The organism is Megasphaera indica (assembly GCF_046614755.1).
Taxonomy (GTDB): Bacteria; Bacillota; Negativicutes; order Veillonellales; family Megasphaeraceae; genus Megasphaera; species Megasphaera intestinihominis.
Map to the genome: position 1 here is coordinate 1 of NZ_JBKKJR010000024.1, position 20,214 is coordinate 20,214.

Here is a 20,214-nt window from a genome sequence, read left to right on the forward strand (position 1 = left end):
CCACCTGTTCCCATGCCGAACACAGCAGTTAAGCCCGCAAACGCCGAAAGTACTTGGGGGGAGGCCCCCTGGGAGGATAGGAAGCCGCTGATTAAGAAAAAAGCACTAGCAAATGCTAGTGCTTTTTTTGTTGTTCGTTGTTAGTGGCTCGTGGTTCGTGGGACTGCCGTTGCTAACGTCTAACGGCTAACTGCTGACTGCTGACCGCTGACCGCTAGCTGCTAGTAGGGGCGCCCACGTGGGGCGCCCGTTCGGAATAATGGGGGTACCCATCATACATGACAAGCGATGTGGGACGAGGCGGCTTCCTATCCGACCAGGGGCCCCTGGGGATTGTAGGGGCCGACCTTTAACCTCTCAGACCGCCTTTGGCGGTCAGCTCCCCTATAAAGGGAGCCTTGGGCGGCCCGCCGCGAATAAATGGTGATATACATAACAGGTCCATGAGGTATGGTTTTGCGAACTGCGACCGGGGAATAGTACATTTTTTTCATATAACGGATTGACTTTTCTTATTGTGAAATATATAATGGATACAAAGAATAAAAGCAAGGACAAAGATGTCTTACGAGTACACATTCTGCCCTTGCTCTTTTTTTACTCTTTGTCAAATTTAAACGAAAGGATGGATGGTTATGCTTTCACGGACCTTGTTGGGAATGAGATGGGGCGACTTATCGGAAGATACACGCCAGATGTTATTGGACCGCGCCGATATCGACGGTTTTAATGGTGCTGATGGAGACCGTTATAGTCGAGGGACGCTCCATTTCCGCAATACGCTCATGGGAATCCAGGCCTCAGTGGAAACAGACCGTTTTTCCGGTGATATGGGAAACAACGGCATTTTCATTGATGATGATGCTGTCATTTCCCGCATCTAACAATCATTTGAATAAGAACACCTTGCATAAGCCGATAATGATAAAGGCTGCAATGATGATGACACTAATAACCCGAGTCTTAGTAAAGATTTTCGGGTTATTTTGTATATTTTTGGGCGGGACTGGCGGTGGTACTTCCTGTTTAGTGCCGCAAATCGGGCACATGAGGACGCCGTCGCGCAGTTCCGTACCACATTTGGGACAAATCATAAGCTCAACTCCTGTTCTTCTTTTATGTATACTATAGAAGGCTGTACCCGCTGTGTCAAGAAGTTATCTTTTTGTGAGGAAAATATACATATAAAACCTTGTGTATTTGGCGAAAATAGCATACAATTTTATTTATCTGCTGTTTTTTATTACCAGAGAAAAGGAGATACAGCCTTGAAGAAAAAAATTGGCTTGAGTTCCCAAATTTTGATCGGCTTGGCCCTCGGTGCCCTGGTCGGTTATTTGTTCCCAGATTTCGGCGATAAGCTGAAACCCTTCGGTGATGCCTTCCTGCGCATGATCAAGATGATTGTCGTGCCCCTTATTTTCAGTACCCTGGTCATGGGTATTGCCGGTACGGGCGATTTTAAAAAGCTCGGCCGCTTAGGCGGCAAGGCCATCATTTGGTTCGAGTTCGCTACGACCATCGCCCTGGCCATCGGCCTGTTGTTCATGAATATTGCAGAACCCGGTGTGGGCGTCACTTTATCGGCTTCGGCAGCGAATGCTTCCAATGCCGCAGCTGCCAGCCAGCACAGTGTCGACCTCGTCGACTATGCCGTCCACATCATCCCGACCAACATCGTCGATGCCATGGCCCGGCAGGATATGCTGCAGATCATCTTTTTTGCCTGCTTCTTTGGCGTCGCCGTCGCCCATATCGGCGGCAAAGGTGAAACCATTGTCGATATCTGCCAGAGCGTGGCTGAAGCCATGTTCAAAGTAACGGGCTATGTCATGCACTTTGCGCCTATCGGTGTCTTTGCCATGATTGCCTATACCGTCGGCAGCTATGGCATTGCCATGCTCATCCCCTTGGGCAAGCTCATCTTGTCCGTCGCCGGTGCTACAGCGCTGTTCATCTGTGTCGTCGCCCTCATTGCCAGCCTTTTTACGGGCATCAATTTCTTCCACGTCATCCGGGCCTTGAAGGACATCCTCTTCCTGGCTTTCTCGACGGCCAGCAGTGAAGCCGCCTTGCCCGGTGCCATGAAGCGCCTTGAAGAATTGGGCGTTCCCAAGACGATTGTCACCTTTGTCATGCCGACGGGTTATTCCTTCAACCTCGACGGCTCGACGCTGTACAGTTCAGCCGGTATCTTGTTCATTGCCCAGCTCTACGGTATCCAGATGCCCATTGAGCAGCAGCTGCTGGTCATGGTCACGCTCATGCTGTCGACCAAGGGTATTGCCGGTGTTCCCGGTGCGGGCATCATCGTCGTCGCTGCGACGGCAGCGGCCTTTAATCTGCCTACAGAAGGCGTCGCTATCCTCCTAGGCATCGACCGCCTCCTCGACATGATCCGCACGATCTGCAACGTCTGTGGCAACTGCATGGCTACGGTCGTCGTCGCCTGCTGGGAAAAGGAATTGAACAAGGCCACGTTCAATGAAAAGTACCGCGCTTTTTTGGGCGGAAAAAATGGGTGAGTATTCGCCAAAGTAGACTAAATCTGTTATAATAATAGGGTAAATAAGTGCTCCGTAAGGATTGCCTGACGGAAAACTTCATCTATGAAGCAACCGTGCTCCTCTGCAAAGACTTGACTGCGCAGATGAGGCGAAAGCACAATTATCCGAAGGGACTGTCGCACGGAGGCTTCTGCCATCATGCGTGGTCCCTTTTGATTATAGTTTGTAGATGAGGGCTTTCAATTTAAAGACCTTCACTAAAAACTACAAACTGGAAACTTAAAACTCAAAAAGGGGCGTCGCACGTGCGACAGCCCCTTTTTTCTTTAGGAGGTACGAATATGGAAACGAGAGTCGCTTTAATCGGTATTATCGTAGGGAATCGCCAGGAATCGACTAAATTAAATGAAATCCTGCATGAATATGGCCAGTATGTCGTCGGCCGCATGGGGGTCCCTTATAAGGATAAGGATATCAATGTCATCAGCCTCATCGTCGATGCGCCGCAAGACGTCATCAGCGCTTTGTCGGGGAAATTAGGGATGCTCCCGGAAGTCAGCACCAAGACGATTTACCCGCCTATGCCGCAGTAGGAGGCGCGTATGCTGAAAATTGCGATTTACGGCAAAGGCGGCATCGGGAAATCGACGATGACCAGTAATCTGGCCGCTGCCTTCGCCTATTTAGGCAAGAAAGTCATCCAGATCGGCTGTGACCCTAAGGCCGATTCGACGTTCAATCTGCTCGGCGGCCATCCCGTCCAGCCGGTCATGAATTATCTGCGGGAACACGACGAAGATCCAGAATCCATCGAGGATATTTCCCGCATCGGCTATGGCGGCGTCCTCTGTATCGAAACGGGCGGTCCTACGCCGGGCCTGGGCTGTGCCGGCCGGGGCATTATCGCCACTTTTTCTCTGTTGGAAGATTTAGGCCTCTTTGAAAAATATGAGCCCGACGTCGTCCTGTACGATGTCCTGGGCGACGTCGTCTGCGGCGGCTTTGCAGCGCCTATCCGCGAAGGCTATGCGGAACAGGTCCTCATCGTCACATCGGGTGAAAAAATGGCTCTCTACGCAGCCAATAACATCAATACGGCTGTGGCCAATTTTGCCGACCGCAGCTATGCCAAAGTCCGGGGTATCCTCCTCAACCGCCGCAACGTCCCCGACGAAGAAGCGAAGGTCCGGGCCTTTGCCGAAAAGGCTCACCTTTCCATCGTCGGCGACATTCCCCGCAGTGACGACATCAACCGCTATGAAGATCTGGGCCAGACCGTCATCGAAGGCGATCCGGACCTGCCTATCAGCCATATCTTCCTCGATTTGGCGCAAAAATTATTACAAGACAAGGAATGATTATGACAGAACGAAAACCTTATGCTATCACCGTGCAAGACCTGGTGACGCGCGGCCGCGATGATATCCCGGCTGAACTCGTCACGTCGACGCACCTCATCTATAATTCTCCGGCTGCCCTGGCCTTCAACTCGCCTGGGGCCCAGGGCTTCGGCGTCAAACGGGCAGGCCTGTCCATTCCCGGATCGGTCATGCTCCTGGTCGGACCGGGCTGCTGTGGCCGCAATACGACGATCCTCAGCGAAATGGGCGGGTACAGCGACCGTTTCTTCTTCTATATCATGGATGAAACGGACATCGTCACGGGCCGCCATCTGAAGAAAATCCCCCAGGCCGTCTGTGAAGTCGTCGACAGCTTGGCTGAAAAGCCGTCAGTCGTCATGATCTGCATGACCTGTGTCGACGCCCTGCTGGGGACCGATATGGAACGGGTCTGCCGCAAAGCCGAAAAGGAAGCGAGCCTGCCCGTCGTGCCCTGCTACATGTACGCTCTGACCCGGGAAGGCCGCAAGCCGCCGATGGTCGACGTCCGCCGGGCCATTTATTCGCTGCTGGAAAAACAGCCGCGCCGCCGCCGGACGGTCAATCTCCTGGGCTATTTCGCGCCCTTGCAGGACGACTGCGAGTTGTACGACATACTGAGAGGCGTTGGCTTTAATCAGATCAATGAGATTTCCCGCTGTTCCGACTTTGCCGCCTATAAGGCCATGTCCCAGGCCAACGTCAACATCATCCTCAACCCGGAAGCGCGCCTGGCTGCCCAGGATATGGAAAAGCGCCTGGGTATTCCCAGCATCGAACTGACCCGTCTCTACCAGGTCGCCCAGATCCACAAACAGTATCAGGCCCTGGCTCAGGTACTGGGGACGACCATCGATGACAGTGCCTGGCATGAACGGGCCCAGGCCGTCGTTCGGGCTGTGCGGGAAAAATACAGCGGCACGACCGTGGCCATCGGCGAGATGCAGAACGGCAACGCCTTTGAAATGGCCCTAGCCCTGACCCGCTACGGTTTCGTCATCCGCGAAATCTACGCCAACCTGGGACCGGACGATTTCGTCTACCTGCGCCACCTGGCCCAGCTGAGTCCGGATACGCAGGTATACTCCAATTTGTCGCCGTCCATGCTCTATTACCGGGGACAGGACCATCCTGTCGACGTCACCATCGGCAAGGATGCCGCATATTATCATGAACAGGCCGCCCATCTCTCGTGGGATGAAGATATCCAGCCCTTCGGTTATGCCGGAGTCATTTCGCTGTTACAGCGGCTGGAGCAGGCCTTGTTGGAAAGGAAACATCCATGAAAGGTTTATGGAAATATATTTCACCCTTTGCACCGGACGACTCCGGCGCGGCGGCCGTCCTCTACGGACTGAACGGCATCGTCGTCATCTGCGATGCCGGCGGCTGTGCCGGCAACATCTGCGGTTTCGATGAACCGCGCTGGTTCAGTGGGAAAAAGAGTGCCGTCTTCAGTGCCGGCCTGCGCGATATGGACGCCATCCTCGGCCGCGACGACCGCCTGGTCGATAAACTCTGCCAGGCTGCCGAAACGATTGATGCCGACTTTGCCGCCATCGTCGGGACGCCGGTCCCGTCGGTCATCGGCACGGACTATAAGGCCTTGAAGCACATGGCTGAAAAGAAGCTGTCCATCCCAGTCGTCACAGTCGATACGACGGGCATGGATTACTACGACAAGGGCATCGAAAAGGCCTACGACGCCTTATTCCCGGTCCTGGCCGACCCGTCGCAGCAGGCCGAAGCCGATACAGTCGGCGTCCTCGGCGCCGTTCCCCTGGAACTGATGCACCCTGGCGATATCGAATGGATCAGCCAGTCCCTGGTCGAAGACGGCTGGCAGCAGATTCTCTTGTTCGATGAAATCGACGATTACCGCAAGGCCGGCAAGGCCTCCCTCAATCTGGTCCTCTCACCGGCCGGCCTGAAGGCCGCTCAATATCTGCAGAAGACCTTCGGGACACCTTATGAGCTCCATTACTTCGGCCTCGATGCCGTCGTCGATTTTGACGACAACCTCTTTTCTGGCAAGAACGTCCTCATCATCCATCAGGCTGTCGCTGCCTCGGCTATGGCCGCCATGGCCGAAGAAGCCGGTGCCGCTTACGTGACGACGGCTTCGTGGTTCATGGGGCTCCCTGAGCCGCAGGGGACGGACTGTGTCCGGCTCCGTGAAGAAGACGACCTGCGCCGCCTGGCCGACAACGACCAGTTCGACATCATCCTCGGCGATGCCTATTTCCGCCGGGCCCTGCCGAACTTCCACGGCCAATACGTCGATTTCCCGCATTTCGCCGTGTCCGGGAGGGGATAAGATGCATACGGAACGGATTTGTGTCTTTGGCATCGTCCAGGGCGTCGGCTTTCGGCCCTTTGTCAGCCGCATCGCAGCGGCTCATGCCATTCACGGGACGGTCTGCAATAAGGGCTCTTATGTGGAAATCCTGGCCCAAGGTTCCCCGGCGGCGCTGATGGCCTTCCACGATGATTTGGAAGGCAAGGCGCCTGAACGGTCGGCTATCCTGAAAGTCGTCACGACGACGGAAGACCGGCCGCCGTACGAGAATTTTTCCATCGTCGAGAGCGCCAGGGAAAAAGGCGATATCTTCGTGTCGCCGGACATTGCCATCTGCGATGCCTGCAAAGCGGAGCTCTTCGATAAGACCAACCGCCGCTATCTCCACCCCTTCATCAACTGCACGGCCTGTGGCCCGCGGCTGACCATCCTCGATGCCATGCCTTACGACCGCGAACGGACGAGTATGGGCGAGTTCCCCATGTGTCCCCAGTGCGAATATGAATATACCCACGCCGAAACGCGGCGTTACGATGCCCAGCCGGTCTGCTGCAACGACTGCGGTCCGGAAGTCTATCTCCTGGACCGGCCCGAACGGCGCCGTCAGGCCATCATTGCGGCCAGACAGGCGATTATTGATGGAAAAATCATCGCCGTCAAGGGCATCGGCGGCTTCCACATCTGCTGTGATGCCGGCAATGAACAGGCTGTCCAGACTCTGCGTCAGCGCAAGCGGCGGCCTGTGAAGCCTTTTGCCGTCATGATGAAGGACCTCGACGCCGTGCGCCGGCAGTGCATCATTCCCGATGGGGCGGAAAACGTCCTCGACGGTCATCAGAAGCCGATTATCTTACTGCCCAAGAAAGGCAGTCAGACCCTGACGCCGTCCATTGCGCCGGGCAATCCGTCTGTCGGCGTCATGCTGCCCTATACGCCGCTTCATCTGCTGCTCTTTACTTATGACGACGGCCTCGCCGTACCGGATGCACTGGTCATGACCAGCGCCAATGAGTCCGGCGCGCCTATCTGTCACGATGATGACGAAGCGCGGCAGGAACTGTCCGGCCTCTGCGACCTCATCCTGAGCCACAACCGCCGCATCCGCCTGCGGGCCGATGATTCGGTCATGGACTGGTATGACGGCAAGCCCTATATGATACGCCGCTCCCGGGGCTATGCGCCGCTGCCTTTCTTCTATGGAAAGGGAAGCGGCAAGGATGTCCTGGCTATAGGTGGGGAATTGAAGAACTGTTTCTGCATCGGCCGCAATCACCTGTTCTATCCTTCGCCGTACATCGGCGACATGGCCGATATACGGACTGTCGAAGCCCTGCGCCAGTCCATCCGGCGCATGACGACGCTCCTTGAAGCCAAGCCGTCTGTCGTCGCCTGCGACCTGCACCCGCGCTACAACACGACGGCCGTAGCCCATGAACTGGGCCTGCCCGTCGTCGCCGTCCAGCATCACTATGCCCATATCCTGTCCTGCATGGCTGAAAACGACTGGGAAGAACCGGTCATCGGCATCGCCTTTGACGGTACCGGCTACGGGACAGACGGGACGATTTGGGGCGGCGAAGTCCTGGTCAGTGACGTCCATGGCTTTCAGCGGTCTGCGTCGATCCAGCCTTTCTGGCAGCGCGGCGGCGACGCATCGGCCCGCGAGGGCTGGCGCATTGCCGTCAGCCTCATCGACAGCTTGCAGAAGGACCGGAGCCAGGCGGCGTCCATGATCGAAGCCCTGCAACTTTGCAGTGAAGCCGAACGGCAGGCCCAGTTCTTCCTGGCTGATCAGCAGATCAACAGCGTCTTGTCGACCAGTGCCGGCCGCCTCTTCGACGGCATCAGCGCTATCTTGGGGATTTGCCGGGCTTCGACCTTTGAAGGCCAGGCGTCGATGGCCCTCCTGTTTGCCGCTGAGGCCTGGGAAAAAGACCATCCCGCACCGGATGTGACGCCCATGGCGCCCATCCATGGCCAAGACCGGCTGCTCCTGCCGACGGGTGTCCTGGTCCGGCAGGTCCTGGAAGGCCGCCTGGCCGGAGAAGCGGTCGGCTGCCTGGCTTATGCATTTCATCAGGGCCTGGCTGCCATGATTGCCGGGGCCTGCCTGGCCGTGCAGGAAGAAACGGGACTGCACGCCGTGGCCCTGAGCGGCGGCGTCTTCCAGAACCGCCTGCTCCTGCGCCTTTGCGACCAGACCCTGCAGCACCTGGGCTTCACCGTCCTCAAGCACAGCACGGTCCCGCCCAACGACGGCGGCATCGCCTTAGGACAGGCCGTTTACGCCGCGTATACGTAGGGGCCGCCTGGAAGGCGGCCCGCAGGCCGCAGTTCGCAGGTCGCTTTCGTAGGGGCGCCCACGTGGGGCGCCCGTCCGGAACGATGGTGATGACGTTATGCATGTATATGTAGGCCCGCAGGCCGCAGTTCGCAAGGCTCCCCTAATAGGGGAGCTGGCCGCCGCAGGCGGTCTGAGAGGTTGCCCGTTGTTCGATGAACGAAATTAATTGGTTATACATAAAGGAGGAATTATCATGTGTGTAGGGTTACCGGCACGTGTTATGAAAATACAGAATGGAATGGCTCTCGTCGATGCTTCCGGTGCTAAACGGGAAGTATCGGCAGCTCTTATCGACGAACTCGATCCTGGCGATTACGTCATGGTCCACGCCGGCATGGCTATCGCCAAGATTACCGATAATGATGCCGACGAAACAGACGATATCCTGGAGGACCTGAACTGATGGCAGAAGCAAAGAAGCGGACGGCCCTGGATATTATCCGCAGTTATGACGGGCCGAAAATCCGCATTATGGAAGTCTGCGGGACCCATACGCATGAAATCTTCCGCCAGGGCATCCGCCAGATCCTGCCGCCCCAGGTCGACGTCATCTCCGGGCCGGGCTGCCCGGTCTGCGTCACGCCTGTCGGTTATATCGACCAGGCCATCTGGCTGGCCCTGGAAAAAGGCGTTACGATCTGCACCTTTGGCGACCTCGTGCGCGTACCGGGCAGTACGATGAGCCTGGCCGATGCCCGCAGTCAGGGCGGTCATGTGGAAATCGTCTATTCGCCTCTCGATGCCTATGATTATGCCAAGGCGCATCCGGACGAAGACGTCGTCTTCCTGTCTGTCGGCTTTGAAACGACGACACCGCCGTCGTGCCTGGCCGTCAAGCAGGCCGTCGCCGACGGGATGACAAATTTTTCCCTGCTCACGGCTAACAAGACCATGCCCATGGCCTATGAAGCCATGAAGGACAGCGCCGACGCCTTCCTCTATCCCGGCCACGTCGACGCCGTCATGGGGACCCGCTCTGGCGAAGCCATGCTGCAAGAAGGCGTATCCGGCGTCGTCGCCGGCTTTACGGCCAAAGAACTGCTCACGGCCTTTGCCGTCATCCTGGTCAAGTTCCCTCAGGGAAAGCCCTTCTTCAAGAACTGCTATCCCCGTGTCGTCAAGGATGAAGGCAGCCCGGCCGCCCAGGCCCTGATAAAAGAAGTCATGGAACCGTGCGATTCGGAATGGCGCGGCTTAGGCGTCATTCCCCAGTCGGGCCTGCAGCTGCGCCCTGCCTTTGCAGTCTGTGACGCCCGCAAGAAATACAACGTACCGGCTATGGAAGGGCGCGCCAATCCGGCCTGCCGCTGCGGTGATATCCTGCAGGGGAAATGCACGCCGCCCCAGTGCCCGCTCTTTGGCAAGGTCTGCACGCCGGAACATCCCGTAGGGGCCTGCATGGTTTCCCACGAAGGGGCCTGCTCGGCTTATTATTTATATGGAGGCAATTTACATGAGTGATGTCATTACCTTAGCCCACGGCGCCGGCGGCAAACAGACTGCCGAACTCATCGACCGTGTCTTTAAAGCTCATTTTTCCAATCCCCAGTTCACCGGAGACGACGCCGCTGTCCTGCCCATCGGCGGGACTAACCTGGCTTTTACGACAGACGGCTTCATCGTGTCGCCGCCGGAATTTCCTGGCGGCAATATCGGCAAACTGAGCATCTGCGGGACCGTCAACGACCTGTCCTGCATGGGTGCCAAGCCCTTATATCTGTCGTGTGCCTTCGTCATCGAAGAAGGCTTCCCCCTGGCCAAAGTCGAAGAATATGCGGCAGCCATGGCCAAGACGGCTGCGGAAGCCGGTGTGCGCATCGTTGCCGGCGATACGAAAGTAGCCGGGAAAGGCCAGGTCGACCACCTGTTCATTACGACGACGGGTATCGGCCAGATCGTAGACGGCGTCCATACGTCGGGGACCCTGGCCCAGCCCGGTGACGCTGTCATCGTCAGCGGCGACGTCGGCCGCCATGGCTGCATGATTCTCCTGGCCCGCAACCAGTTCGGCATCGATGCCGATGTGACCAGCGACTGCGCGCCTTTATGGGGGACTGTCGAAGCCATGCTGGATACGACCAAGGACATCCACGTCATCCGCGATGCAACCCGCGGCGGTGTCGGTACGGTCCTCTATGAAATCGCCGGCCAGAGCCACGTCGGCATCCACTTGGACAGCCAGGCCATCCCGGTCGACCCGGCCGTCCGCGGCGTCTGCGGCATGCTCGGCCTGGAACCGCTCTACCTGGCCTGCGAAGGCCGGCTGGTCATCTTTGCACCCAAAGCCGTAGCCGGTGATATCGTCGCCACCCTGCGTCAGGGCAAATATTCGAAAGACGCGGCCATCATCGGCGAAGTCACAGCCGACCAGCCCGGCCGGGTCATCATGCGTACGGAAATCGGCGCGGAAACGCTGCTGCCGCCGCCAGGCGGTGAATTACTGCCGCGCATCTGCTAAGGAGGAGGGAGAGCATGATTTACGAAAATGAAATCCATCCACCCCAGGTACCGCAGTATCATGTCACGCCAGACGGCGCCGAAGTCGCCATCAGCCAGGCGTCGTTCCCCAAACCCTTCCACATCGGCCTGCAGTATGCTTCGCCAGCCCGGGGACATTGGACCATTGCCCATTCGCCCATGCTCATCCCTGGCTGCCACGAAGTCTACGTCTGCTGTGCCTGCTGCCTTCACGGCGTCGTCTTGTCGGCTGATGAAGTCCCGGACGGGGCCGGCCGCTTCTCTATGGTTACCTTGACGAACGAGAACCTTATCAAAGGCAATCTGGAAGAAATGATGATCGACGGCATTTCCCATATCATCGACGACATGCCCGAACGGCCGAAATGCGTCGAAGGCTTTACCAGCTGTATGCAGCATTTCCTGCACATCGACCTGCGCGTCGTCTACGATACGCTGCGCCAGAAATATCCCGACATCGATTTCATCGACGGCTATATGATTCCGACCCTGCAGCGGCGCTTTACGCCGGACATCCTCGGCCGGCGCCAGCTCGTGCGGGCCGTCCAGCCCCTGCCGAAACAGAAGGCCGTCAACTATGTCGTCAATTACTATCCCGTCGACGAAGATAATGAATTGACAGCCATGCTCCGCCAGGGAGGCTATGCTATCCACGATTTCGCCGCCTGCCAGACCTATGAAGAATATAAGGCCATGGGTGAATCGGTGGCCAACATTTACTTCTTGGAAAATGCCGGTCCAGCGGCCAAGGATATGGAAAAAAGGCTGAATCAACAGGCCCTGTACCTGCCCTATGCCTATGAGTACGGCCGGATGCGCCGCAATCTGCAAAAGGCGGCAGATGCCCTGGGACTGACCATGCCCGATTGCGATGCCTATGAACAGGCCATCGAAAAAAAAGCCCAAACCCTGCGGGAACAAGTCGGCGACACGCACATCGCCATCGACTATACGGCGACGCCGCGGCCCCTGGAACTGGCTGCGTTCCTCTTGAACCGCGGCTTCAACGTTTACGCAGTCTATCTCGATGCTATTTCGCCAGATGAAAAAGAAACGTTCCAGTTCCTGCAGGAACAGTATCCGGACCTGTCCCTGCGTTCGACGATGCATTTCAAGCGCCGTCTCCTGCCGCGCGACGACAGTAAGAAGTACGGAAAAGTCCTGGCCATCGGCCAGATGGCGGCCTATTTCACGGATACGAAGTATTTCGTCAACCTCATTGAAAACAGCGGCTTCTATGGCTATACGGGCCTATTGAAGATTTTAGATTTGATCGGCCAGGCCAATGCCGCCGAAAATCCCAAGATGAGGGATATCATTCAAATAAAAGCATGGGGGTGTCATGGTTGAAACAAGCACAACGCGTCTTATCGACGTATGCCGTCGACATGTTCGGCATTGCGTCATCGCTCTTTGAATTAGGCGGCCTCATCGTCATGCACGATGCGTCAGGCTGCAATTCGACATACGACACGCACGATGAACCGCGGTGGTACGATACGCCGAGCATGGTCTATATTTCGGGTCTTAATGAAATCGATACCATCCAGGGCAATGACCAGCGCCTCATCGATAATATCGCCGAAGCCGTAGAAGCGGCCCATCCCCGCTTCGTCGCCATCGGCGGCAGTCCCATGCCCAATGCCATCGGCACGGACTTCAAGGCCATCGAACGCCTGGTAGCGGCCCGGACGGGCCTGCCGACGCTGGGTTTCCGGACCGACGGCATCCATAGTTACCTGCCCGGTGCCGGCGGCGCCTATGTCTGGCTGGCCAAGACCTTTTTGAAGGCGCCTCATCGTAAGCCGCAGAAACCGGCGAAACGGGTCAATCTCCTGGGCCTGACGCCGCTGGATTTTTCTGTCGTCGGCAATGCGACGACGCTCAAGCAAATCGTCACCGATGCCGGCTTTACCCTGCAGAGCTCGTGGTCCATGGGCGATACCCTGGACACGTTGGCCGAAGCGGCCAATGCCGACGTCAATGTCGTCCTGTCGTCGACGGCTTTCTACCTGGCCCAGTACATGCGCGACACCTATGGCATCCCTTATGTCGTCGGCATCCCTATGGGTGAAAAGGGGACGGCTGATTGGCTGGAAGCCTTGCGGAACTGTGATTCGTCGTATCTCACAGGCTTTACGGGACAGGAAAAGTACATCAAAGCCCAGTACGCCCTGGCCGACCTCAATGCCTGGAAGACGGAACAGGCTTATGATGATACGCCATGCGATGTCCTGGTCATCGGCGAACCGGTCTACCTCTTGTCGATGAAGGCTATGCTCCAGCAGGAAATGGGCATTTCCGACGTCCGCCTGCTCTGCCCCCTTGCCGATGCGCCGCGGTGGCTCTTGAAGGACATGGAAGTTGCCAGTGTCGAAGATGTCATCCGTCAGGAATGCCGCAAAGCCCGCCGGGTCATTGCCGATCCGATTTATGCCCGGCTGCTGCCGGATGAAAAAGAAAAATTCATTTCCATGCCCCATGAAGCCTATTCGGGCCGTCATTACCACGCCGATATGCCCATCTTCGTCGGTCCGTCCTTTGCGGCATGGCTGAAAAATAAATTGACTTGAGGAGGAAGTCTTATGAGAAAATTTGCAATTTATGGGAAAGGCGGCATCGGCAAGTCGACGACGACAGCCAATCTTTCGGCCGCCCTGTCCATGATGGGGAAAAAAGTCGTCCAAGTCGGCTGTGACCCTAAGGCCGATTCGACGCTGAACCTCCTGCACGGCCATCCCGTCACGCCGGTCATGGACTACTACCGGGAACATACAGAAGGACCGGATTTCGACCATATCGGCCGGGAAGGCTTCGGCGGCGTCTTCTGCATCGAAACGGGCGGCCCTACGCCGGGCCTGGGCTGTGCCGGTCGGGGCATCATCGCCACTTTCGACCTCATGGACGAACAGGAAGTCTTCCAGAAGCTCCAGCCTGACGTCGTCTTATATGACGTCCTGGGCGACGTCGTCTGCGGCGGCTTCTCTGCGCCCATCCGCGATGGCTATGCCGATGAAATCTTCATCGTCACGTCCGGCGAAAAGATGGCCCTCTACGCAGCGGCCAATATCATCAAGGCCGTCGAAAACTTCAAGAGCCGCGGCTATGCCCAGGTCAAGGGCATCATCCTCAACCGGCGCAATGTCGACGATGAATACGAACTGGTCAAGGCCTTTGCCGATGAACACGGCCTGCCCATCGTAGCCGATATTCCCAGGAGCAAGGAAATCCAGTATTATGAAAACAAAGGCATGACCGTCGTCGAAGGCGACCCGGACCTGCCGGTCAGCCAGATTTATCGGGAGTTAGCTCAAAAGCTGCTCCAGGCTTAGGAAAGGAGCGATACTATGGGGATGAATGATACGCCGTCAGGCGAACGGGTCCATATCGGCTTCTTTGGCCGACGCAACGCCGGCAAATCGAGCATCGTCAACGCCGTGACCGGCCAGGACCTGTCCATCGTGTCGGCGACGAAAGGGACGACGACGGACCCGGTCTATAAAGCCATGGAACTCCTGCCCTTAGGGCCGGTCGTCATCATCGATACGCCAGGCTTCGACGACGTCGGCGCCCTGGGTGAAGAACGGGTGCGGCGGACGAAACAGGTCCTCAACAAGACGGATATAGCCGTCGTCATCATCGACGCTGCCGAGGGGCGGACGCCGGCAGATGACGAAGTCCTGAATCTCATCCGGGAAAAGAATCTGCCCTATCTCGTCGTCTATAATAAGGCCGATCTGCTGGAGCGGCCCGGACAGGCGCAGGACCATGAAATCTACGTCAGTGCCCTGAAAGGAGAGGGCATCCATGAACTGAAGGAACGCCTGGCCCGCCTGAAGCCCGTTGAGACAGCCGCGCCCATCGTCAGCGACCTCATCCAGGGCGGCGATTTCGTCATCCTCGTCGTCCCCATCGACACGGCCGCGCCGAAAGGGCGCCTCATCCTGCCCCAGCAGCAGACAATCCGTGAAATCATCGACAATGACAGCGCCGCCATCGTCGTCAAGGAATATGAACTGCGCCACACCTTGGACTGCCTGGGCCAGAAACCGGCCTTGGTCATTACGGACAGCCAGGTCTTTGCTAAAGTCTCGGCCGACACGCCGCTGGATGTGCGCCTGACGTCGTTCTCCATCCTCATGGCTCGGCACAAGGGCCTGCTGGAAACGGCCGTCCGCGGCGTCACGGCCATCGAAAAACTGCACGACGGCGATACGGTCCTCATTGCTGAAGGCTGTACGCACCACCGCCAATGCGACGACATCGGCACGGTCAAGATTCCCCGCTGGCTGCGCAACTACACGCAGAAGGATATCCGCATCGAAACCGCCAGCGGCCGCGATTTCCCCGACGATTTATCGGGCTATGCCCTGGTCATCCACTGCGGCGGCTGTATGCTCAACGGGCGGGAAGTCCAGTACCGCATGAAATGCGCTGCCGACCAGCAGGTGCCGATTACCAATTACGGCATCGCCATCGCCTATATGCAGGGCATCTTGAAACGCAGCCTCAGCGTCTTCCCGTACTTGCAGTCGCTGGTGTAAAATAGTTTGTAGTTTGTAGTTTGTAGTTTGTAGTTTGTAGTTTGTAGTTTGTAGTTTGTAGGGGCGACCGTTTTGGGAGGGATTCGGATGGAACACACGCGCATCGAACGCGATGTACTGGGTGAAGTGGAATTGCCGGAAGGGACGATGTACGGCATCAATACGGCCAGGGCCCTGGAAAATTTCTCTTTAGGCCACAAGCGGACGGCTATGCCGCTCATCTATGCCATGGTGACGGTCAAGAAGGCCGCCGCCCTGACCTACGCCCGCCTGGGTGTGCGCGAAGACGGGATTTACCAGGCCATTGCCGCTGCCTGTGACGCCATCCTGGCCGGTCAGTACGACGACGCTTTTGTGACCGAGGCCCTGCAGGGCGGCGCCGGTACGTCGACGAACATGAACGTCAACGAAGTCATCGCCAATGCCGCCTTAGTCATATTGGGGAAAAAGCCGGGCCAATACGACGTCATCCATCCATTGGACGACGTCAACCGCGGCCAGTCGACGAACGACGTCTATCCGACGGCCCTGCGCATTGCCGCCATCCGCCAGCTGCGGGAGCTGAGCAAGGCCTGTGCCGACTTACAGGAAGCCTTCCAGTACAAAGAACAGGCCTATGAGAAGACATATAAACTGGGCCGGACAGAGCTCATGGATGCCGTCCCCATGACGGCAGGCGAAGAGTTCGGCGCCTATGCCCAGGCCCTGTCCCGTGACCGCTGGCGCCTCTATAAAATCGAGGAACGCCTGCGCATGGTCAACCTCGGCGGCACGGCTATCGGCACGGCCGATACGGCGTCGCGGCAGTACCGCTACGAAGTCATCGAACAGCTGCGCCAGCTGACGGGCATCGGCCTGGCCGCGGCAGAATATCCCGTCGACCTGACCCAGAACAACGACGTCTTCGTCGAAGTGTCGGGCCTGCTCAAGGCCTTGGCCGTCAATCTCATGAAAATCGCCAACGACTTGCGCCTCATGAATTCCGGCCCTCATGGCGGCATCGGCGAAATCCGCCTGCCTGCCCGTCAGCAGGGCAGTTCCATCATGCCGGGCAAGGTCAATCCGGTCATCCCGGAAATGGTCATGCAGTGCGCCATGAAAGTCATGGCTGACGACAGCGCCATCGCCATGGCCGCCGCTCACGGCGAATTTGAACTCAATGCCTTTGAACCGCTCATCGCCGACTGCCTGCTGGAAAGCCTGCAGCTCCTCATCCGGTCAGTGCGCATCTTCCAGACGGCCTGTGTCGAAGGCCTGGAAGTCCGGGAAGACTCGTGCCGGCAGCACCTCCAGGCTTCGGCTGCCTTTGGCGCAGCCTATATCGGGGCCCTGGGATATGATACGGTGAGCCGCATCATCAAAGACCACGAACCGGACGAAGCCCATCGTATCTTAGAGGATATGGTGAAAAAATAATCCTTTACGTGAAAGAGGCGTGTCATGTCGAACTTATCGTTGAAACTCGAACAGAAAGCGAAAATATTGCAGGTCCAGCGCCTGACCATCCAGATGCTGGCCCTCCACGCCCAGAATCTGGCCGATTTTTTGCAGGAACAGGTGACGGACAATCCCTTGCTGGATATCCGCTATCACGATGTCCGGCCGGCCGGCGATAAGGGCGATAAGGCCATCGACAATCTCCGCAGCCGCAGTGATTCCCTGGAAGCCCGGCTCATGGCCCAGCTCCGCGTCCAGTCCCTGCCCAGGCCGCAGCTGATGGCGGCAGGCCTGGTCATCGGCTCCCTCGACGATAAGGGCTTTTTCCAGGGAGACCTGGCTTCCCTGGGCACGGCTTATCATCTCACTCCGGAAGACATGAAAAAAGGGCTGGAACTCGTCCAGTCCTTTGACCCGCCGGGCATTGCCGCCAGGGATTTGCGCGAAGCCCTGCTCATCCAGACCCGGCGCAGCCGCAAGGCCCCTGCCAAGACGGAAGCCCTGCTGGCGCAGCATTATGAAGACTTCCTCCAGGGGAAATGGCAGAAAATCCAGGCTTCCCTGGCCCTGTCTGAAGCGGGCCTGCAGGCTATCCGCGATTTCCTCAAGACCCTGTCCCTCCAGCCGGCCGGCCAGATTACCCAGGAAGAAGTCTATATCCGGCCGGACGTGGAGATTTATTGCGACGAGAAAGGCCAGCTGGCCCTGCGCTCGTTGGAAGAGATACCGGATGTCTATTTCCGCGATGACTTGTATGACCAGTACGCCGCCCAGGGCGACAAGGAGACCCTGGCCTATATCCGCAAAGCCCGCCGCGATTTCAATGACCTGGCCTCGGCCCTGGCCTATCGCCATCATTCCATCGAACAAGTCGTAACCTGCCTGATGAGCCACCAGAAAGACTATTTCTTATACCATAAGCCCTTGCAGCCCTTGCGGCAGAAAGACATCGCCGAGGAGACGAAACTCAGCACGGCTACGGTCAGCCGCGTCTGCCGCCACCGCTACGTCCTCTTTGAAGGCCAGGTATATCCACTGCAGTCCTTTTTGGCTACGGCCTATGCCGTCGATAAAGAAGATGGGGCCAGCGTATCCGATAAAGCTATCATGCGGAAAATCGCGGATCTCGTCGAAGGTGAAGATAAGGACCACCCCTATTCGGACCAGGACCTGGCCGAATATTTTGCCTCCGCCCAGATTTCCGTAGCCCGACGGACGGTGACCAAGTTCCGGCAAAAATTGAACATCCCCAACAGCCGCATCCGGCGCCGCTGGAGGCCGTAAAGGCTAAGGCCTCATCTTATTGAAAATCGTCTGCCGCGATACGTTGAGCAATTTAGCTATATCCTTCTGGCTATAGCCTTTTTCTTGCAGTTCTTCAATGAGAATCTGCTGGATCGTCTTTTCCAGGCTCTTCATGTTCAGCTGGAGGGACGCCGTATCCAGCAGGGCGTTCTTTTGGGCCTCGTCCGGGATATCGAATAAGGTATCGTAGTCATCGTCCAGAGTATCGCCAAAAATATAATAGCGCAAGGCGACGCTGTGCAGCTCGCGGATATTGCCCCACCAGTCATGCTGGATGAGGGCTTTTTTTAATGACGCCTTGAGGGGCTGCCGGCGATGGGTGAAATTTTCCAGGAAGTAAGCAAAGAGGTAGAGGATGTCGTCAGGCCGTTCGTTCAGCGGCGGCAGGCTCAGGCGCAGGGTGTTGATGCGGAAGAACAGGTCGCGCCGGAAGCTGCCGGCCTGGACGGCGGCGATGATGTCGGCATTGCTGGCCGAGATGATGCGGATATCCAGGGGGATGACGTAGTCCGAACCGAGGCGCATGACCTGCTTCGTTTCCAGGACGCGCAGGAGCTTCGACTGGATGCTCGGCGCCATGCTGTTGATTTCATCGAGGAATATCGTCCCGTTGTGGGCCATTTCAAAGAGGCCGGCCTTGCCTTCTTTGCGGGCGCCCGTAAAGGACCCGCCGACATAGCCGAAGAGCTCGCTTTCCAGGAGGTCTGTCGGCAGGGCGGCGCAGTTGATGGCCACGAAAGGACCGTGACGGCGGTCGCTGGCATTGTGGATGCTCTGAGCAAAGAGTTCCTTCCCCGTGCCGCTCTCGCCCTGGATGAGGATGGGCGCGCTGTACCGGGCCATGACTTCGGCCTGGTGGATGACGTGCTTCATGCCTTCGTCGACGGTCTTGATGTCCTCGAAATGGTGCGTCGCCGTCAGCCCCGTCTTGGAGAGTTTATAGCGGATATTCTTTTCCAGGCGCTGCAGTTCCGTCACGTCGCGGATGGTCAGGATGTATTGGGATCTACTGTCCATGAGGAAAAAGTCAGAATTGGCGATGAGCGTATACGGCGGCCGCTGGAGAATCGTCTCGTGGAAAGATGGGCTCGACCCTTCGGTCCAGTCGGGAAAGATGTCGCGCATGTTCTTCGTCGTCACCGGAATCCCCAGGAAGGACGCAGCCCGTTCATTGATGTGGGAAATGGCGCCGCCCTTGGCATAGAGGATGATGCCGTCTGTGACGTGGGATAAGATGGACGACATCATGGACAGCTGCTTATTGTCCTTCCTTTGAAAGACCAGGAGCTCCTGGGCGTAGAGCAGGACGGAGAGCATCGTCGATTCGCTGGGCCTGATGGAATAAATCGGCATGGGACTGGGATAGGCAATTTGGGGCAGCAGGGGACAGCCGACGATGGCCGTATCCGGCGTGACCGGAAGCTGACGGACCCGCGCTAGCAGTTCTAAGTGCGTCTTATCCAGGCTGTAGCGGGGATAGAAGACGATTTTTTTGCGAAGCTCTTCCGGACAGGCCTCTTTGTTGAACATGAAGTTCTCATTGAGCAGCAAGTGGATCTGCTTGTATTTCGGGGCAATAGAGCGCAGTGTATATAAGGCATCGTTGGTCGAACTGAACAGGCAGAGGATCGGCACGTTGTCGATGGCCTTGGTCAGTATCTGGTGGGAACCGCTGTTGGTGATGATGACTTTGGCGCCCTGGCGTATCAGGCTGCGGGCCTGGTCGATGAGATGGGGGAAGTCGATAATCGTGACTGTCGTCGTGATGTCATGGGCTTCCAGTTTATCTTTATAAATGTGCAATATCGTATAGACAGACTGCTGCATCAGCTCGTCAGCAATCAAAAAAGCGATGGTATCCATTTTCTTTCCTCCTCATTTCCTCTCTCCATCATAAAGAAATACGGAATAAATGTAAAGA

The 20,214-nt window shown here is 57.2% G+C and carries 18 protein-coding genes and 1 rRNA gene; 17 read left to right on the forward strand and 2 right to left on the reverse strand.

The features are described 5' to 3' along the window. Positions 1-93: ribosomal RNA gene (rrf, locus tag ACFCTO_RS10570) — 5S ribosomal RNA — on the forward strand; the annotation flags it as partial. Positions 94-635: 542 nt separating this feature from the next. Continuing rightward, positions 636-884, forward strand: coding sequence for a hypothetical protein (locus ACFCTO_RS10575; protein WP_020311926.1), 249 nt, complete (start codon positions 636-638; stop codon positions 882-884). A gap of 3 nt (positions 885-887) precedes the next feature. Here the strand turns inward: ACFCTO_RS10575 and ACFCTO_RS10580 are convergent, their stop codons facing one another. Continuing rightward, the gene (locus ACFCTO_RS10580; protein WP_020311925.1) at positions 888-1,094 is read right to left on the reverse strand and encodes a zinc-ribbon domain-containing protein; all 207 of its coding nucleotides are present in this window, start codon (positions 1,092-1,094) and stop codon (positions 888-890) included. A 174-nt stretch (positions 1,095-1,268) separates the two neighbouring features. Here ACFCTO_RS10580 and ACFCTO_RS10585 point away from each other — a divergent pair, with 174 nt between their 5' ends. From ACFCTO_RS10585 to rpoN, 15 genes are all read left to right on the forward strand, one after another. Further along, positions 1,269-2,525: a dicarboxylate/amino acid:cation symporter gene (locus ACFCTO_RS10585; RefSeq protein WP_292261918.1), complete on the forward strand. Its 1,257-nt coding sequence runs from the start codon at positions 1,269-1,271 to the stop codon at positions 2,523-2,525. 323 nt (positions 2,526-2,848) lie between these two features. After that, on the forward strand, positions 2,849-3,100 hold the full coding sequence (locus tag ACFCTO_RS10590; RefSeq protein WP_020310431.1) for a TM1266 family iron-only hydrogenase system putative regulator: 252 nt from the start codon (positions 2,849-2,851) through the stop codon (positions 3,098-3,100). Positions 3,101-3,109: 9 nt separating this feature from the next. Continuing rightward, the gene (locus ACFCTO_RS10595) at positions 3,110-3,865 is read left to right on the forward strand and encodes a nucleotide-binding protein (protein WP_020310432.1); all 756 of its coding nucleotides are present in this window, start codon (positions 3,110-3,112) and stop codon (positions 3,863-3,865) included. Positions 3,866-3,867: 2 nt separating this feature from the next. Continuing rightward, complete coding sequence (locus ACFCTO_RS10600) at positions 3,868-5,172, forward strand: nitrogenase component 1 (protein WP_499876853.1); 1,305 nt, start codon at positions 3,868-3,870, stop codon at positions 5,170-5,172. Continuing rightward, the gene (locus tag ACFCTO_RS10605; protein ID WP_292108423.1) at positions 5,169-6,203 is read left to right on the forward strand and encodes a nitrogenase component 1; all 1,035 of its coding nucleotides are present in this window, start codon (positions 5,169-5,171) and stop codon (positions 6,201-6,203) included. Before ACFCTO_RS10600 ends, ACFCTO_RS10605 begins: the two co-directional genes overlap by 4 nt. Before the next feature lies 1 nt (position 6,204). Then, positions 6,205-8,487, forward strand: a complete 2,283-nt coding sequence (hypF, locus tag ACFCTO_RS10610) for a carbamoyltransferase HypF (RefSeq protein ID WP_499876854.1) — start codon at positions 6,205-6,207, stop codon at positions 8,485-8,487. Between the two features lie 235 nt (positions 8,488-8,722). Then, positions 8,723-8,932, forward strand: coding sequence for a HypC/HybG/HupF family hydrogenase formation chaperone (locus ACFCTO_RS10615; protein ID WP_020310435.1), 210 nt, complete (start codon positions 8,723-8,725; stop codon positions 8,930-8,932). Then, positions 8,932-9,990: a hydrogenase formation protein HypD gene (gene hypD / locus ACFCTO_RS10620; RefSeq protein WP_292262061.1), complete on the forward strand. Its 1,059-nt coding sequence runs from the start codon at positions 8,932-8,934 to the stop codon at positions 9,988-9,990. The genes ACFCTO_RS10615 and hypD overlap by 1 nt, the downstream gene beginning before the upstream one ends. After that, the gene (gene hypE / locus ACFCTO_RS10625; RefSeq protein WP_499876855.1) at positions 9,983-10,987 is read left to right on the forward strand and encodes a hydrogenase expression/formation protein HypE; all 1,005 of its coding nucleotides are present in this window, start codon (positions 9,983-9,985) and stop codon (positions 10,985-10,987) included. The genes hypD and hypE overlap by 8 nt, the downstream gene beginning before the upstream one ends. A gap of 14 nt (positions 10,988-11,001) precedes the next feature. Further along, on the forward strand, positions 11,002-12,357 hold the full coding sequence (locus tag ACFCTO_RS10630; RefSeq protein WP_337384198.1) for a nitrogenase component 1: 1,356 nt from the start codon (positions 11,002-11,004) through the stop codon (positions 12,355-12,357). Further along, entirely contained in the window at positions 12,345-13,580 is a 1,236-nt protein-coding gene (locus tag ACFCTO_RS10635) for a nitrogenase component 1 (RefSeq protein WP_337384200.1), read from the forward strand. Before ACFCTO_RS10630 ends, ACFCTO_RS10635 begins: the two co-directional genes overlap by 13 nt. 12 nt (positions 13,581-13,592) lie before the next feature. Continuing rightward, the gene (locus ACFCTO_RS10640) at positions 13,593-14,339 is read left to right on the forward strand and encodes a nucleotide-binding protein (RefSeq protein WP_292262054.1); all 747 of its coding nucleotides are present in this window, start codon (positions 13,593-13,595) and stop codon (positions 14,337-14,339) included. Positions 14,340-14,354: 15 nt separating this feature from the next. Next, positions 14,355-15,551: a [FeFe] hydrogenase H-cluster maturation GTPase HydF gene (gene hydF / locus ACFCTO_RS10645; RefSeq protein WP_299722443.1), complete on the forward strand. Its 1,197-nt coding sequence runs from the start codon at positions 14,355-14,357 to the stop codon at positions 15,549-15,551. A gap of 87 nt (positions 15,552-15,638) precedes the next feature. After that, positions 15,639-16,967, forward strand: coding sequence for an aspartate ammonia-lyase (locus tag ACFCTO_RS10650; RefSeq protein ID WP_499876856.1), 1,329 nt, complete (start codon positions 15,639-15,641; stop codon positions 16,965-16,967). Positions 16,968-16,991: 24 nt separating this feature from the next. Continuing rightward, positions 16,992-18,272 (forward strand): RNA polymerase factor sigma-54, encoded by a 1,281-nt coding sequence (gene rpoN, locus ACFCTO_RS10655; protein ID WP_481325371.1) that lies wholly within the window; start codon positions 16,992-16,994, stop codon positions 18,270-18,272. Positions 18,273-18,275: 3 nt separating this feature from the next. On the opposite strand, the gene ACFCTO_RS10660 is transcribed toward rpoN, so the two are convergent. Continuing rightward, positions 18,276-20,156, reverse strand: a complete 1,881-nt coding sequence (locus tag ACFCTO_RS10660; RefSeq protein WP_499876857.1) for a sigma-54 interaction domain-containing protein — start codon at positions 20,154-20,156, stop codon at positions 18,276-18,278. Positions 20,157-20,214 lie beyond the last annotated feature (58 nt).